Origin of the sequence: Cyclobacterium sp. SYSU L10401 (assembly GCF_010993705.1) — a bacterium.
GTDB lineage: Bacteria > Bacteroidota > Bacteroidia > Cytophagales > Cyclobacteriaceae > Cyclobacterium.
On the sequence record NZ_WOFO01000002.1, the window covers coordinates 473,641 to 490,093 of the forward strand.

Below are 16,453 nucleotides of genomic sequence, written 5' to 3' on the forward strand. Positions count from 1 at the left end.
CCACGATAACCCAGATAGCTGTGCTGGGAGCTTGCGAGTTTCACCTTAGAGTCGGGATAGGCTATCCCGATAAATCGGGACAAGTTATGGCCACTAAAAACAATTATAAACACATAAAAAAAATACTATTTTCTTAAAAGTTCTTTTCTATAAATATCTTAAGCTTTAAAGAAGCGTCCAATAGGTTAAGCCCAATCCAACCATGCCCTTCATTGGGATAAAAATGAAATTCATGGATTACCTGTAATTCTTCCAGCCGTTCTTTGAGAGAAATACCCTGACTATTAGGGATAAGGGGATCCTTCCCCCCATAAAAAAGGATGGTTGGGGGAGCTTTGTCATGCAGCTGAAAAAGGGGACTTGCCGCCCTGAGCAATTCTTCATCATCGCCAAATAGGTCAAGCATTTCTTTGAGTTCTGGGTTTTGGGTATTCAGGTAGGCTTCGTCCTGCAGGTTTGTAGGGCCCACTATGCTGCAAACCATTTTCACTTGTTCCTTTACATCTTGGGTATAACTCCAAAGAAGGGCCAAATGCCCCCCTGCACTAGCTCCTACAAAGCCCACCTTTTCTCCAATCTGGTAATCGTTCCGGTTACTTTCCAAATGGCTGATCACCGAAGTAATATCCTCCAATTGCATGGGGTAGGGCGAATGGAATTGATCGGCCAACCTGTAATTCATATTCACCACGGCATAACCTGGCAATTGATCCCGTAAAAAGTCCCTGAAAGGATTCATATCGGACTTATCTCCTTCCATCCATCCTCCACCGTGGATCAATAAAATGGTAGAAGTATTTTCATTTCTATTTGCGGGCAAATAAATGTCATACACCTGCCGGTCATGATCACCATAAGCCACATTAGAAATGGCTTTAAAACCGAGGTCTATTTGTTGCTGCGGCCCATTTTCCTGCGGGATACAGGAGACCAAAATTAAAATGAACCAAAGAAAAAAATATTTGAGATGCTTCATTCCTTAGAAATAATTTTATTCAGTAAAAATAAAATAATCAGGGAATTTAAAAATTATATTTCATCATTTTAATAAAAATAAAAGATAAATTTTTTATATACATCAGTTTACCACTGGTATCAGCGAAAATGCATTTGATTCTACATACTTTCTAAATGGATTTAACGCTTTACTTTCTGAAACATACCCCCTTTTTCAAAAATGAACCTATAAAAGGCTATTATCAGGATAGCCTGAAACGTTGAGACAAACCCTGAATGACCTGATGGACAAATGTCAATTTTAGTTTTACCTCTGGATTGATCACAAAGGGATAGCTATCCTGTAGTCCCATACTTCGATTCAAACTATTTAATGCCAGAGAAAGTGGAATCCACTGATCAATTATTTGTTCAAAATCCGAACAACAGTAGGCGTCTTTGGTAATTGAACTGGACATAAGGGGAACACCTGTAGAAAGTCTGGGGGCTAAAGTCAAACCAAATGAGTAGGCTGTCTCCAAAGTATCTACTATATGGAGGTAGTGAGCCCAGGTTTCAGCCCAATCTTCCCATGGATGAGCACTCGCATAGGCTGAAATATAATTTTCCTGCCAACCATTTGGACCAGATTTTTGATAATGCTTTTCAAGTGCTTGCTGATAGGAAGCCCTTTCATCCCCGAACAAATCCCTGAAACCAGACAAATTATCCGATCCGCTAATCAAAATATCCCAAAAATAATGACCGATTTCATGTCGGAAATGACCTAAAACAGTACGGTACACCTCATCCATTTGTTTTTTGGCCATTGCTCTTTCTACATCATCTGCCTCTGCAATATTCATGGTGATAACGCCAGAGGCATGCCCTGTTATCACCGGTTCATTTTCTCCCGCTGCCTTAAATTCAAATCCCAGACCACTTGCAGGGTTCAGTGCCTTTGAACTAAAGGGTAGATTCCACCTCAAAATCGCATACAAGAGCCTGTGTTTGGCATTTTCTATGGTTTGCCACCGTTTTTTGTATGCTGGGTTTGAAAGATCCGGAATGATCTGGTTAAGGACACAAGCCTGGCAATAACCGTCAGTGGAAGCCATTGGAATCAACCAATTGCATCCCTCATGCTGTCGATTCAGACAATACCTAAACGGATTACCTGCTGAATCAATCAAGGGAGCACGGCCTCCCTGTTCGAAAAGGGCTACCAAATCCAATTTTTCGGGATCAAACCCCAATAGGGTTCCGCAATGGCTGCATTTTGTGTTCTCAAAATAGGCGGGCTTCAGGCAATGCTTGCATTGGAAAAGTTTCATGGTTCAAGTTTGATATAATATAAGCAATTTTTGAACCACAAATATTTTAATTAAAAAGGATCTTCGAAGCATAAATCGAGTTACACAGAAACCCGATGGCCAGACAACAACGACAATGCATTACCTCCAACCAAATAAAAATCTTTATGCCTAAGCTTTTCCAGAAAGGAAAAAGTCCCCTATTCAACTTTTTCAATTTATATCCTATATTACTTTACTATAAAATAAGCAACTCTTTCACAGAGAATCTTTTACCTATTAGCCATACCTCATCACCAGGCACAAAAACCCGAGTTTCGGTGTAGGTATCCCCCTGTGGTTTGGAAAGGAATTCGATTTGATTGTTTACCAGATCAATTATCCAGCATTCCGGAATGCCATGTGCAGCATACAGCGGAGCTTTCACTTCCCTGTCAAACTTGATGGAAGAACCGGCAACTTCAATGAGTACCAATACATCGGCAGGCCTGGGATGTGCTGAAGTATAATAATCCGGCCTAAATTTTAGTAGGGAAATATCTGGTTCAGGCTCATTGTCATGACCAATTCTAATCGGATTTTGAATTCTAACAATAGCTTCTCCATCGAAAAGCTGATTCATTACCTTTGCGCAATAATTAACTATTGCTGCATGCCTGCTTCCTATTGGGCTCATTTTAAATATTTCGCCGTTTATAAGTTCTACACGGTCTTCAGGCTTTAGAATCCCAACTTCAGCCATTTTGTAATATTCATCCACATTGATCAAGCGCTTCACTACTTCAGTTGCCATGGTATCCAATAATTTACCTTCTTGAAGTTAGCCAATTAAACGGCTAAAATCAAGCATTCAAATTTTGAGTCCGGATATACCCTGCTAATCAACACGATCAAAACCTTCTCCATCGCGAAACCAGATTGGCTGTCATGGTCCCGTTTGCTGGATTGACACAAGGCAATACGGATTTTCCATTCAAGAAGATTTCTTGACGGTAATTTGGTAAAGTCAATACCTCAAACCCTGTAAAAATGCCATGGATTTGGGCACCTGCTGGTAATATATCGGGCTTTCATCTTCTATGTAGAAATGCTCAATGCCCGCTTCCTTTGCTGCTTTAAGTATGGCGGGAAGGTCCAGTTGGCCCGTACCCAGCACCACGTCATTTTCTTTCGGGGTACCTCCTGACATGTTCCCCTCCACGCCTTTTTTAAGGTCTTTCAGATGCATCAATTTAAAGCGGTCGGGGTATTTATTGATCAGAGCGGCAGGGTCTGCACCGGGGAAAAAAGTCCACAGGATATCTATTTCATAGCTTACATATTCCGGATCGGTCTGCTCCATCATGTAGTCGAAAAGGGTCCCATTTTCATGGGGATAAAATTCGTATCCATGGTTATGGTAACAAAAGGTCAGGTCATGCTCTTCCTTTAAAATTTTTCCTGCTTTGTTAAAATCCGCAATGGCTTTTTCGGCATCGGAAAGTCCAAAAGGTGCCTCATGGGGTATCCAGGCCACACGGACAAATTTAGCACCCAGGGTCTTGGTATTCTCCGCCACCTCTTGTGTTTTATTGACCAAGTCTGGATAACCGACCCCAAAAGAAGAGCAAAACATGTCCCGCTCATCTAGCAATTGCCTCAATTCAGCAGCGGTTTTACCAAAGAGGTTGGAAAATTCCATGTCTTTGATGCCCATGGCCTGCAAGGTGTCCAGGGTGGCAGCCACGTCTTTGGAAAAGCTATCCCGGTAGGTATAGGAAACCATACCCGGCATTTCCTCGAAAATGGGTCGGTTGCCTTGTGCAAGGAGGCTGTCCACGCTGATCATCAGGAGGATAAACAGGGTAGTAAATATTTTCTTTTTTCTTAACATTGTTTTATTTTTTTGTATTAGAAACATTTCAATTGGAATTAAATCATTCAAATAGCTAAATATACGCTATATCCAGATAATTCAGGAGAGTAAAATCAAGGTTTTTACTTTAAAATTGGCAACACCGTCGATTGGAACGGCCAGAGAAAATGATGCGAAATTGAAAAGCTCCAAAATTCCGAATGTAAATAACTATATGTAAAGATTGATCTATCAAAGCGGAATAGGAATGGAATAAGGCTCCCGGTATATCCTGGAAAGTAAGGTATCCGCCTCGGAATCGTTGGCAAACTTTTCATAATCTCCCATAAATTTCAGTTCACGCTTTACCCGGTAGGAAATATTGGCCAGCAAGGGCAAGGCGCTGGAGTAAAAACCTTCCCGCATATCACACTGTAGCAGCTTTTGATTCCCGGAACGGATTGATTCAATGAAATTGGAGAACAGCGTGGCCTCCTGCGCAGAACTGCTGTCTTTTGAGCTGGCAAATGGTTGGGATTCCCCCTGATGGAACGCTCTCCAGCTATTACCGGCGATTTCCAGCCAACCCTCCGATCCGTAAAAGAGGTTACCCACTTCCTTGCCGTCGCTCCCCTCCTGGTTGGTATACCTGCCCCGGGCCTCATATTCAAGAAGGGTCCCATCTGAATATTTAAACAAGGCAGTTTGGATATTGGGGGTTTCCTGCATGCTCTTGTCATGCCCATAGGTTTCCACATCTCCATAAACCATGGTGCCGGGGGTGCAGTTGTCGGGCTGGCATTCATCCTGATTGAACCCGTATAATCCTCCCATGGAATAAATGGTTTCGGGATGTTCATGCTTCTGAAGTCCCCAACGTGCAATGTCCAGCTGGTGGGTACCTGTGTTTCCCGAATCGCCGTTTCCCGTATCCCAGAACCAATGCCAGTTATAGTGACTGCGCTTCTCATTGTAGGGGCGGTAAGGTGCCGGGCCCAACCAAAGGTCGTAATGGAAATTGGCCGGGGGCTTGGAATCTTTTGCGGTGCCGTAGGAATTGCGTAATTTGTACGTAAGCGCACGGGCCATGTATAGCTTTCCGATACCTCCTTCATGAAGGAACTGCATGGCTTCCCTTACATTATTATAGGCCCTGTTGGTCAACCCCACCTGCACCGTCAACCCAGTCTTTTGGGCAGCTTCCACCATCTTTCTACCTTCCCATAGGTTATGGGATGCAGGCTTTTCCACATAGACATGCTTTCCTGACTGACAGGCCCAAACAGTCCCCAAGGCATGCCAGTGATTGGGTGTAGCCATAGATACCGCGTCGATTTCTTTGTTTTCCAACACCTTCCTTATATCCCATTCCAGCTCAGGCCTGGTACCGGTCTTATCGGCAACTATCCTGGATTTGGAATCAAAGAGTGCTTCATCAGTATCGCAAAGCACCTTTAAAACCACATTGTGACTGTCCTTCAGGTTGCAATAATTGTTGATATGTACGGTACCCTGGTTTCGGATTCCAATTTGGGCAAGGTTAATGCGCTCATTCGAACCTATAATGGAGGCATAACTTTTTGCACTGAATCCCAAACCGCCAATGGTAATTCCTGCCGAACTAAAAGCGGTTTTCTTCAAAAATTCTCTGCGTTTTGTCATGAGGTATGGTAATTAGTCCTGTTTGATCAGGATAATAATCATTTATTTTAATTTTTTAAAATGAAAACAACTATTTTAGAATTTCTCTTTTTCCACGGATAGCATGTTTCTGTATATTTTCTTGAACACTTTTATTCCTTCCTATGGCATTCAATGGCGCAATCATAACTTATTTTGTCCCTCAGGCAACCCCTCCATTCCTTTTTAACGTGAGGTAGTTACATATGAACCTGCACGATTCCCCTAAACTAAAAAAAATCATCGACCAATGCTGTCAGGGCCAATCCCAAGCACAATATGAGCTATTCAAACATACCTATCCCTACGCCATGGGTATTTGCGCTCGCTTTTCATCCGGTCCTGAAGAAGCCAAAGAAATTCTGAACGACGGGTTCCTGAAAGTTTTCACGCAGATCAAGCGGTATTCACCTGACCTATCCTTTGCCGGCTGGTTAAGAAAAATCTTAATTAATACGGCTATTGATCATTATCGGAAAAATAAAAAATACAATGACCAACATGTGGAAATCGTGCAGGAGGTAGACCGGCCGGATGCTGAAAAGACCCTATCCCAATTGCATGCTGAAGATATCCTTAAATTGGTGCAATGCCTCCCTCCGGCCTATCGGATGGTCTTTACCCTATATGTGGTAGAAGCTTTCAGCCACAAGGAAATTGCTGAAAAACTTGGAATTTCCATCGGTACTTCCAAATCTAATCTCTCCAAGGCAAGGCTAAAACTTCAGCAGGCATTGGCCACTATTACCAATTCAACGCATCAGACCTATGGAAAAGGATAAAATGGATCGCATATTTAAAGATAAACTAGAAGCTTATCGTCCTGTGTTTACCGAAAAAGCCTGGGCTGATTTTGCTCCTCAATTAAGCAAAAACTACTGGTGGAAATCCTGGTGGGGTTTTGCTGCCATTTCAGGTATCGTTATACTGGGCCTTTACCTTTTATATCCCTCCTTCACCGCGGAAATACCAGGGGAAAACCTTTCATTAGCAGAAAGTCAATCCCCAGCACTACCTTCCCCCTTGGTAGCGGAACCCAAGGGGTTTCCATCGGTAATGGATAGCTCCAGAAAAGAAAAACTGGCCAAAAAGGAACAGGCTGATCCAGCCGACTTAAAAAAGAAAAGGGAAAAACCGGTGGATTCCAATAGCCTGCCGGTGGCAGGAAAAACCAGAACAATAAACAGTACTCTTGAAAGGAAAGAACCTATTCCAATTTTCCCTGATCAGCAGGGTGTGAAATGGAAAGCGATGAAGCAGCACTCCCAAAGCAGACACCAGTATCATTACAGCGATCCGGAGCTGATGCGCCATTTGCTGAAAATTGATGACCAAACATTGATCCCTCCTTCCAGCGTCGTAAAAGGTACAGGCGACTTTAACCAAATTAAAGAACCACTGCATTGGGATGTAACGGTAGGTCCGGTTGTCAGTTGGTTGTATCCGGTAGATGGCTTCAGTTCCACGCGCTTACCCTATTCGGAAGAATTATTTTCCTGGCGATTCCCGGGTGTGAAAATAGCACTGGTGGTCAACCAAAAATGGTCTTTATCTGCGGGGGTGATGGGTGGCAATACCGTTAATTACATTGCGGTTGGGGAGGACTATCCGACTGAAAACCTGGTGCATTTCCCCGATTGGTCGGAGGTAACCTATACGGTTGAAAACATAAAGATTGAAACCAGACAGCTGCTCTTGCCCCTTTCCCTGCAGTACCATCAAAAGATCATGGGTAATTTTGGGATGAATTTCAAAGTTGGACTTCTTGTCCATCATATTGGCGATCAAAACTTTGTTTACAATAAGCCAATATTTGCCTCATCATTAGGCATTTCCACTTCGCTTCCTCCAGATACCTGGCAACTGTCCTATCTTCAGGGTGGTTTGGGTTTTAGCTATGAAATAGGCAAACGGTTTTCCACCTATCTGGAAGGGGAATATTGGAAAGGAATCCAACCTATTGGTGGCGAGGAGCATCGGTATCACCTGATGGGCATCTCTTTCGGGCTCAATTACCATTTGTTTCCAAAAGAATAAAAATCGTGACGATCTGAAAAAACAATACTTTCCTTTGATTTCATTTTTTGTTACTTTTAAAGCTAATTGTAAACTAATCATGGTATAAACGCCCTCAATTGGCCAATTAAATTTCACCCAACATGCCTAATAATTTGCTTACTTCAAGCCCATCAATCTTTCAAAAAGTCTTATATGGAATGACCCTTCTGGTCACTTCCTTGTTCACTTTCAGCTGTAAAAAAGAGGAACCGAAAACTCCTTTTTCCCTGAGTGAAAAATATTATTCAGACAGTACCCAATTGTATTTACCGGAAGATTTGGAAGCCACCCTATGGGCAGAATCGCCCCAGTTTTTTAATCCTACCAATATGGATGTGGATGCCCGGGGCCGAATTTGGGTGACCGAAGCGTTAAATTACCGCTTGTTCCGAAATGATCCGGAAAAATTCAAAAACCATGAAGCAGGGGATCGGGTGATGATTCTGGAAGATAAAGACGGAGATGGAAAAGCGGAAACTTCCAAAGTATTCGTGCAGGACAGGGACCTGACCGCCCCATTGGGCATCTCGGTTATTGGCAACAAAGTCATCGTTTCCAGTGGTCCCTCCATTATCATTTATACCGACGAAAACGGGAATGATAAACCGGATAAAAAAGAAGTGTTTTTAACAGGCTTTGGGGGATTGGACCATGACCACGGCCTGCATGCAGTGGTGGCCGGACCCGACGGTAACTATTACTTCAATGCCGGCAATGCAGGGCCACATATTGTGACGGATAAAAGCGGCTGGACACTCCGCTCCGGAAGCTTGTACAATGGGGGTTCTCCGCATATGAAGGATAACAAACCGGGCATGGTCAGCGACGATGGAAAAATGTGGGTAGGCGGCATTGCCTTGCGGGTCAATCCGGACGGCACCGGCATGAAAGTGCTGGGCCATAATTTTCGAAACTCCTATGAGTTAGCCCTGGATTCTTACGGGAATATGTGGCAAAATGACAACGACGACGACGGAAATAAAGGCGTACGGGTTTCCTGGCTGATGGAAGGGGGCAATATGGGCTATTTCAATGCGGATGGATCACGGCGATGGCAGGCAGACCGCCGACCGGGTCAGTCCACCGTAACCGCTCACTGGCACCAGGATGATCCGGGAGTCATCCCAATGGGAGACAGTACGGGTGCAGGATCGCCTACCGGAGTTACCTTTTACGAAAGTGATTTAATGGGAGAAAAATATCGCGGTACCTTACTTGCAGGCGAGGCCGGCCGTAATGTGATTTTAGCCTACAAACCTGAACCAACGGGAGCCGGATTTAAACTAAAACGCCATAATCTGATCACCTCCCTCAGGGAAGAAGAGGTGGAAGAAGCACAAAGCCGGTCCACAGATGAAGATAAGTCTAAATGGTTTCGGCCCAGTGATGTGCTGGTGGGCACGGACGGAGCCATCTATGTGGCCGATTGGTACGATGGAATGGTGGGAGGCCATCGCATGATCGACAGTACCGGCTATGGAAGAATTTACCGCATTACCCCCAAGGGTAAAAACCTGCCCAAACCTGAAATCGACCTGAACAGCACGCAAGGGCAAATAGCAGCACTATTGAATCCTGCCGTTAATGTGCGAAATGCGGGTTTTGCGCTGTTGGCTGAAAAAGGAGACGCAGCTGTAGATGCGGTAAAGGAAATTTTGAACGATGAAAATCCCTACCATCGGGCGCGTGCCATATGGCTGTTGGCAACGATGGGTGAGGCAGGAATAGCGGCCGTTGAAAGTCAGTTGGATGCCGACAATCCGGACCTAAGGATAACCGCTTTCCGTGCTTTGCGTCAGGCAAAGGTTGATTTTTTACCCCATGCCCGTCAATTGAGCAGCGATCCATCTCCGGCAGTTCGCCGTGAAGTGGCGCTGGCCCTTCAGGATATGCCTCAGCATGAAGTAGAAGAGACCCTGGTGGAGTTGGCATCCCAACATGAAGGCAATGACAGGTATTATGTGGAAGCACTGGGCCTGGCCATGGAGGGAAAGGAAGAAACAATTTTCCCGGTATTGCAGCAAGAATTGGGAGGTGATGCCCTAAACTGGAAACCCGGATATGCCGACCTGATATGGCGCCTGCATCCGAATCAAGCCATCGAAAGCTTAAAAGAAAGGGCCCTTTCCCCAGAACTGTCCGCTGCCCAGCGCCAGCAATCGGTAGCTGCACTTGGTTTTATCCATGAGCAGGAAGCGGTCAATGCCATGCAGGAATTAGCCGCATCTGATATGATGGGGGTAAAAGACCGGGCCTTGTGGTGGCTGCGCTACCGCAGAAACAATGAATGGAATGCCTTTGCCATGGAAATACCGGAGCTGGAAGCCAATCTCAGCCCGGAAATTCAGGAAGAGATGCTGGCACTAAAAGCCATTCTGGAAAATACTACTACTTCCAAAGCCGAAAAAATCAAGGCAGGAAAAGCCATGGCAGGTGACCGTATCGGGGGCATCATGTTGCTGGCCCTGGCAGAGAAAAAGGCCCTTTCGGAAGACCTGATAACGGAAATCAGCCCGGATATCTTCCAAAATCCGGAGCAAGCCACACGGGTACTGGCGGGAGATTATTTCACCCATGCCTCCAAACCTGATGCGCTATCCGTATCGGAAATTACAGCCCTGGAAGGCGATCCTGCCAAAGGAAAGCTGGTTTATCAGGGCAAATGCACCACCTGTCACCGCATTGGTGAGGAAGGCCGGAACATTGGTCCTGACCTGAGCATGATCGGAGCCAAACTGGACCAGGAGGGCTTATTGGATGCCATCATCCATCCCAGTGCAGGGGTAGCTTTTGGCTATGAAATGTGGCTGATTACCTTAAAAAATGGAACGGTAGCTGCCGGGTTCCTTCAGGCAGATGGGCCCATTGTGGTACTGGAAGGCATGCAAAATGAAGCCTACAATATACCTTCCGAAGATATTGCCTCCCGGAAGCGGTTTGCCCGCAGCATCATGCCGGAACCTGGTGAATTGGACATGAATGAAAGCGATGTGGCACATCTTACGGCTTATTTGGAGGGGTTGAATTCGAAGGGGGATTGAATTAGATTGCCCTTCGGCAGGCTGCCTTCGACGGGCTCAGGCACCACAGGAACCAGATTGATGGGCTGGGGAACGAAAATAGTTTCTTTGGTAATCAGACGTTGGGTAATCGGAAAATTTCTGTTTAGGAGAAACAGCCGCTCCTTTTTCCGAATTGAGAAATCCGTTTAGATGCCTATTTTCTTGTCTTTTATCCCTGACCATGCTAACTTCTCCCTTTTCTAACCCTAAATCCATAAAACATTGAGAATCGTACAATTTAAAAATAAGGACAACACCTCCCAGGTAGGACTGGTAGACGGGGATCATCTTCGTGTTTTAAAGGATATTAAAAGCACCTATGCCTTGGCCCATAAGGCCTTTGATACGGGCAAGTCCCTCATTGAACTGGTTGAAGCATTGGTAGGCAAGGAAAAGGTGCCCTATGAGCCCCTGATCTCCAATAACCAAATCCTGCTGCCCCTGGCGCATCCAGACCCTTATCGGTCGTGGATTACTGGAACAGGACTGACCCACCTGGGATCTGCCGCCTCCCGGGACAAGATGCACCAGAAACTGGAAAGTGCAGCGCCCGATGAACTGACCGATTCCATGAAAATGTTTCAGATGGGGCTGGAAGGTGGCAAAATGGTGGATGGCGAACCCGGCGTGCAACCCGAGTGGTTTTACAAGGGCAACGGCTTATGTGTGGTACCCTCCGGTCATCCCCTGGTCTCCCCTTCCTTTGCCCTGGATGGCGGAGAAGAACCCGAACTGGCAGGACTCTACGTTATTGACCCCGATGGCAATCCTTTTCGGGTGGGCTTCGCCCTGGGCAATGAGTTTTCAGACCACAAAATGGAAAAAATCAATTACCTTTACCTGGCTCATTCCAAACTCCGGGCCAGTGCATACGGTCCTGAGGTGCTGATTAGCGAACTGCCGGATCACCTGGAGGGAGTAAGTGCGATAAAAAGGGGAAGTAAAGTGGTCTGGCAAAAGAATTTTCTAACAGGAAATGCCAACATGAGTCACAATATAGCCAACCTGGAACACCACCATTTCAAATATGAGCTTTTCCGGCAACCCGGGGATGTACATGTGCATTATTTTGGTACGGCTGTGGCAAGCTTTGCCGATGGGATCGAGGTGCAGGACGAGGATCGATTCGAAATACAGATTCCGGAATTTGGAAAACCATTGATCAACCCTTTAAAGCAGTTGTAGAGGTTTGAAATATCCATTCCGGAGTTGGGGAAGCCTTTGGTGAATCCGCTGAAGCAGTTGTAGGGGATTGACCTTCGACAGGCTCAGGCACCGGTTTGAGGGGGAGGATTTAAGGAGATTGGCCTTCGGCGAGCTCTGGCACCACAGGCGATAGGTTGAAAGGAAATTTGAAGGAGTTTAATGGTTAAGATACCTTCCTTAATTAAAACTAAATCAGTTTGAAACCTCATAACTTCCGAAAACCGATGGGGCCACCGGTTTAAAGAGCAATTGGGAAAAAAGGTAGAGCCCACTTTTCCATACTTTAAAATCATGTCCACCGGGTTCGATGTAATAAATATGGGGAATATTATGTTGGTCAAGGTACTCATGGGTGCGCTCACTGAATCGCAAAAGCCGGTCTCCATCTCCGCAGGAGAGCCACAAAACCTTTATTAAATCCCCAACTGCTTCAGGGTCGGGAATCAATTCATCAGGCGCTTTGGTATTCGGGGCGGCTGAAAAACTGCCTACCCAGGCAAAAGTATCCAGGTTACCAAGGCCAAAATTAAGAGATTGCCCTCCTCCCATGGACAAACCGGCAATGGCCCTACTCTCCCGGTCTTTTTTGGCCTGGTAGTTTTCTTCCATAAAAGGGATGAGATCATTCAACAGGTCTTTTTCAAAAGTCGCAAAGGCCTCTACTTTATCAGGGGCCATCACATTTCCCGCAGCACGATCATCCTTCATCGCCCGGCCGTTGGGCAATACTACGATCATGGGTTCTATTTTTCCATCGGCATAGAGGTTATCCAAAATAACATGTGGCCTCCCTCCTCTTAGCCACTCTTCCTCATCTCCTCCAATGCCATGCAATAAATATAAAACAGGATATTTCCTTGTTTCGGAATAACCTGGGGGCAAGTAGACGAAAGCCCTGCGGACGGTATCCACCGTTTTTGAGGCATATTGTATGGTATCTATTTTTCCCTTGGGAATTCCAGTTCTTACCTGATCAAAGTTGGCTGTAGGCTGTATTTCAAAATCCTGCGCATATATGCAGTTACACAACAACAAACTTAACAAGGAAAATAAAAAGTACTTCATTTTTAGCGGGTTGATTTAAGATTGCTATGGCGTTTCTGTTTTTCTTTGATGGAAGGCTTCCCGGGGCCTCAGGCTAGGTGAATCAGCTGTAGGAAAATCAGGGGGGATCGGAAAATCCACCTTGCCTGTTGCCAGCCATTCAGTGACCCGAACCAGAGTAGTTTGATAACCTGCGCAGCGGTAAGCCGGGGGATAGGTTTCCCCTTCCCAAAGATGACCCAAACTGGAATTATACACTTTTCCCTTTCCATAATCCACCACCCATTCTACCGGCCAGTTTTGGTGGGTACTGGTGCTATCATAAGCATAAGACAGTACCTCAATATTCTTAGCATCACCTCGGGGAAAGTAATAAACTTCAGTATTTACCGTCTGCCAGGTATCCGGATATCCCTGATTGATGGGGTGTCTGTTTAAAATTTGGATAAGGGCATTAAAACGGTCACCATGCCCGGTGCCTCTTCCCTCACCAGGAAGGTATCGTTTTAAATCTCCTTTAGCATCAATTTCCAATGCCATACCCACCGACTGGGATCTCCAACCCAGCCCTATCATTTCATTGTAAGCTTCCCAATGGGCAAATGCATTGTTGGCCGAATGAAGGATATATAATCCACCTCCCTGCCGCACGTATTTTTCCAAAGCCTTTTCGGCTTCTATGGACCACCTTAAATCTGAATTGTGGATATTATTGGTGTTTTGAATGACCACGGCATATTGGTCAAATGTTGGAAGCCAGGATTGCCTTGCCATCCTGTCTTCAGGAAATGTGCTGATGTCAACTTTAAACAAACCGCTTTCTTCCAAAATCCATCGGGTAACGGCCGAAGTTTGTTGCCAATCGTGGTTGCTAAATCCATCCACAATTAAGACTTTGATTTTGTTGGTTTGTTGCGCCTGGATTTCGGGTTTAGTTACTAAAAATAAATTGATTAAAAACACTAACCGAATCCAATACACCAAAATAGATCGTTCACCAAAATTACTGAAAAAGGAAAAGACTAGGTCCATGGGTTTTTTGGATAATTGGATAAGGATTTAAGACCCAAGTTAATCTAAAAAATAAAGTTTAGGCCAATTTTTGGAAAAATAATAGCTGGTTTTGGTTGCCTTTATAGCAAAAGTTGGATTATTTTTTTCAGATTGTAAGTTTTGACTTTGGACAAGCTGCCATTTTGGGCTGCTATTTTTCAGACTGACCCGCTCAGGTGCCGCAGGTGCTGGGTTCAGAGAGATTGAAGAAGATTAAGAAAGATGACGGGATTGGCTTTCGGCGACCTAAGGCAACAGGTAGTAAGGTTTAACGGAAAGTATAAAAAGGGTTTAAACCAAGCTGTTCATTAACTCCTGATAGATCATATCCTGCTTCCAAAGCTATAATTACTGAATCCCTATTCACTTTGCTCCGCTTTTTGTTTTCGAAAATAGTCATTGTTGTCATAGCGGGATGCCTCTACCCATTTTACATTTATTTGGGGGAGATACTGCGCCAACTCCGATTTGATGGATGAATATTTTCCTTCTCCAGCCACATTGTACCACTCGTTTGGATCCTCATTCAGGTCATACAATTCTTCGGAACCATCCTCATAGCGGATGTAGCGATACTCCCGGCTGACAGCCGCATGGTTGTTTCGGGCCCATGTGGTGATGGCAGGAGTTTCCCATTTACCTTTGGGGTCTTTTAAGAGGGGATAGATGCTTTTGGCTTCCATATGTTGGGGATTGGGGAGTTTGGCCAGGTCTGTAAGGGTGGGATAAATGGAAAACAAATCCACCGGCGCATCCACCCGCTGATTTTTTGGGATACCGGGGCCGGCAAAGATCAATGGGGAAAGAGTGGCTCTATTCCAAAGTGCCACTTTGGCAAAGGTATCGTTTCCTTGATTTGGTTGTCCCCGATAAACCCATAAATACCTGTGGTAGAAGTCCTTAAACCGGTCATAATGGCCGTTCTGGACGGGCTGCACATGGGGGCCTGACACTGGGCATTGGCAAACAACAGCCCCCGGGCTATCAGGCGGTCCAGGTTGGGTGTATGGGCATCCGGATGGCCCATACCGCCGATAAAATCGTTGAGATCGTCCACGGAAATCATCAGGATATTAGGTGGTGACGCTTGCTTGGCCTGTAACAAGCCCATGTTTAAAACAAGTTGGAAAATAAAACAGGATAAAACAGGGTCGATTTTTTTCATTACAGGCAACATTCAGATAAATTCCATGTGGTAAAGCACCAAAAACAAGAGTACCAGGTTTATAACTGTCCTTAAAATAGCAAATAACCAATTTCTGCGCCTATTTTTTTCTTCTTCGTCATTCAATACCTGGTAAAAAAGCATGCCTATCAGGATGATATTAACAGTCAAAATAAGTAATGACAGGTAACCCACCCAGTGGGGCCAGTTCAAATATACCATCAAACCATTGAGTACATAGGCTGTCATGGTCAGGACACTCGTATTGCTATGCAGTTCCCTGGGATGAAAAAAGGATAGTGGATTGGCTTCCATGATTTTAAATTGAATGAAAAATTCGGAAAAATCAAGTAAGGAGTTTTATATTATGACTTAAGTATTTTCCTTTGAGGCCAAATGACCAGTTAGCCAACGGGTATAATTCGTACAGCTTCATTAGAGATTGAAGGAAAAAGATTGAGTGGGATTGGACTTCGACAGGCCCAGTCCCCAGATTGAAGAAGATAAGCTTTAAGGATTAAACAACAAATCATACCCTACAACTTGCTTCAATTTATTATCCAACGTCCAGAGTTGGAGTTCGTTTTTCTGTACTGCATTAAAAATTATCGCATCGATTATTCCTACTCCATGATGAACCAAGCCAGAATGATAAGAAAGTAAACCTGATGCCATCACCAAAAAAGGTTCATCCAAAGTAGGAACCAAAGATGCATATTCCAGAATAACATTTACCTCTCTTTTGCTTTTTGCACCTTGCAACAGTTCGGCAAAAATAAGCTCAAGGCCAAACACCCTGCCATGCTCAAGAAGTTCCTGGCAAACAGTAAAGTATCTGGGATTTCCCTTCAGGTATTCAATCCAGATGGAGGTATCGAACACAACACCTCTCATTCGCGATTCAAGTCCCGTATTTCCTTCGCAGCGTACCTAAACGCCAATGGTTCATTCAAAACCGTGGCTCCCAATTGCTTGATTTTTTGGGTTCTGATGTAAGCAATTAAAGCGATTTTTACCGTTTCTGTGATTGTATCTGCCTTGGATAATTCCATGGCTTCCGCTATCAACTCGTCAGGAATAATGGCTGTAACTTTCATATTAT

16 protein-coding genes are annotated in these 16,453 nt (G+C 44.8%); 4 read left to right on the forward strand and 12 right to left on the reverse strand.

Annotated features, from left to right (window positions below; genetic code table 11):
• Window positions 1-133: 133 nt before the first annotated feature.
• The 5 genes from GL182_RS06930 to GL182_RS06950 all read right to left on the reverse strand — a co-directional run bounded on the left by GL182_RS06930 (window position 134) and on the right by GL182_RS06950 (window position 5,745).
• Window positions 134-976: an alpha/beta hydrolase gene (locus GL182_RS06930; RefSeq protein ID WP_163378912.1), complete on the reverse strand. Its 843-nt coding sequence runs from the start codon at window positions 974-976 to the stop codon at window positions 134-136.
• Between the two features lie 223 nt (window positions 977-1,199).
• The gene (locus GL182_RS06935; RefSeq protein WP_163378913.1) at window positions 1,200-2,270 is read right to left on the reverse strand and encodes a putative zinc-binding metallopeptidase; all 1,071 of its coding nucleotides are present in this window, start codon (window positions 2,268-2,270) and stop codon (window positions 1,200-1,202) included.
• Between the two features lie 217 nt (window positions 2,271-2,487).
• A complete protein-coding gene (locus tag GL182_RS06940) occupies window positions 2,488-3,042 on the reverse strand; it encodes a Uma2 family endonuclease (RefSeq protein WP_163378914.1) in 555 nt (184 codons plus the stop codon).
• Window positions 3,043-3,255: 213 nt separating this feature from the next.
• Complete coding sequence (locus tag GL182_RS06945; protein WP_410492709.1) at window positions 3,256-4,122, reverse strand: sugar phosphate isomerase/epimerase family protein; 867 nt, start codon at window positions 4,120-4,122, stop codon at window positions 3,256-3,258.
• A gap of 213 nt (window positions 4,123-4,335) precedes the next feature.
• On the reverse strand, window positions 4,336-5,745 hold the full coding sequence (locus GL182_RS06950; protein WP_163378916.1) for a Gfo/Idh/MocA family protein: 1,410 nt from the start codon (window positions 5,743-5,745) through the stop codon (window positions 4,336-4,338).
• Between the two features lie 224 nt (window positions 5,746-5,969).
• Here GL182_RS06950 and GL182_RS06955 point away from each other — a divergent pair, with 224 nt between their 5' ends.
• The 4 genes from GL182_RS06955 (at window position 5,970) to araD1 (ending at window position 12,068) form a co-directional block, all read left to right on the forward strand.
• Window positions 5,970-6,545 (forward strand): RNA polymerase sigma factor, encoded by a 576-nt coding sequence (locus GL182_RS06955; protein WP_163378917.1) that lies wholly within the window; start codon window positions 5,970-5,972, stop codon window positions 6,543-6,545.
• Window positions 6,532-7,800 (forward strand): hypothetical protein, encoded by a 1,269-nt coding sequence (locus GL182_RS06960; RefSeq protein WP_163378918.1) that lies wholly within the window; start codon window positions 6,532-6,534, stop codon window positions 7,798-7,800. The genes GL182_RS06955 and GL182_RS06960 overlap by 14 nt, the downstream gene beginning before the upstream one ends.
• A 122-nt stretch (window positions 7,801-7,922) precedes the next feature.
• On the forward strand, window positions 7,923-10,862 hold the full coding sequence (locus tag GL182_RS06965; RefSeq protein ID WP_163378919.1) for a PVC-type heme-binding CxxCH protein: 2,940 nt from the start codon (window positions 7,923-7,925) through the stop codon (window positions 10,860-10,862).
• Between the two features lie 243 nt (window positions 10,863-11,105).
• Window positions 11,106-12,068 (forward strand): AraD1 family protein, encoded by a 963-nt coding sequence (gene araD1, locus GL182_RS06970; protein ID WP_163378920.1) that lies wholly within the window; start codon window positions 11,106-11,108, stop codon window positions 12,066-12,068.
• A gap of 213 nt (window positions 12,069-12,281) precedes the next feature.
• Here araD1 and GL182_RS06975 read toward each other — a convergent pair whose 3' ends face one another.
• The 7 genes from GL182_RS06975 to GL182_RS07000 form a co-directional block, all read right to left on the reverse strand.
• Window positions 12,282-13,154 (reverse strand): alpha/beta hydrolase, encoded by an 873-nt coding sequence (locus GL182_RS06975; protein ID WP_163378921.1) that lies wholly within the window; start codon window positions 13,152-13,154, stop codon window positions 12,282-12,284.
• A 24-nt stretch (window positions 13,155-13,178) separates the two neighbouring features.
• Entirely contained in the window at window positions 13,179-14,165 is a 987-nt protein-coding gene (locus GL182_RS06980; RefSeq protein ID WP_163378922.1) for a ThuA domain-containing protein, read from the reverse strand.
• Window positions 14,166-14,545: 380 nt separating this feature from the next.
• The gene (locus tag GL182_RS24045; protein WP_205603596.1) at window positions 14,546-15,016 is read right to left on the reverse strand and encodes a sulfatase/phosphatase domain-containing protein; all 471 of its coding nucleotides are present in this window, start codon (window positions 15,014-15,016) and stop codon (window positions 14,546-14,548) included.
• Window positions 14,980-15,351: a sulfatase-like hydrolase/transferase gene (locus tag GL182_RS24050; protein WP_205603597.1), complete on the reverse strand. Its 372-nt coding sequence runs from the start codon at window positions 15,349-15,351 to the stop codon at window positions 14,980-14,982. The genes GL182_RS24045 and GL182_RS24050 overlap by 37 nt, the downstream gene beginning before the upstream one ends.
• A gap of 12 nt (window positions 15,352-15,363) precedes the next feature.
• Window positions 15,364-15,666, reverse strand: coding sequence for a hypothetical protein (locus GL182_RS06990; RefSeq protein WP_163378923.1), 303 nt, complete (start codon window positions 15,664-15,666; stop codon window positions 15,364-15,366).
• 195 nt (window positions 15,667-15,861) lie between these two features.
• The gene (locus tag GL182_RS06995) at window positions 15,862-16,245 is read right to left on the reverse strand and encodes a PIN domain-containing protein (RefSeq protein WP_163378924.1); all 384 of its coding nucleotides are present in this window, start codon (window positions 16,243-16,245) and stop codon (window positions 15,862-15,864) included.
• A complete protein-coding gene (locus GL182_RS07000) occupies window positions 16,242-16,448 on the reverse strand; it encodes a type II toxin-antitoxin system VapB family antitoxin (RefSeq protein ID WP_162417542.1) in 207 nt (68 codons plus the stop codon). Before GL182_RS07000 ends, GL182_RS06995 begins: the two co-directional genes overlap by 4 nt.
• Window positions 16,449-16,453 lie beyond the last annotated feature (5 nt).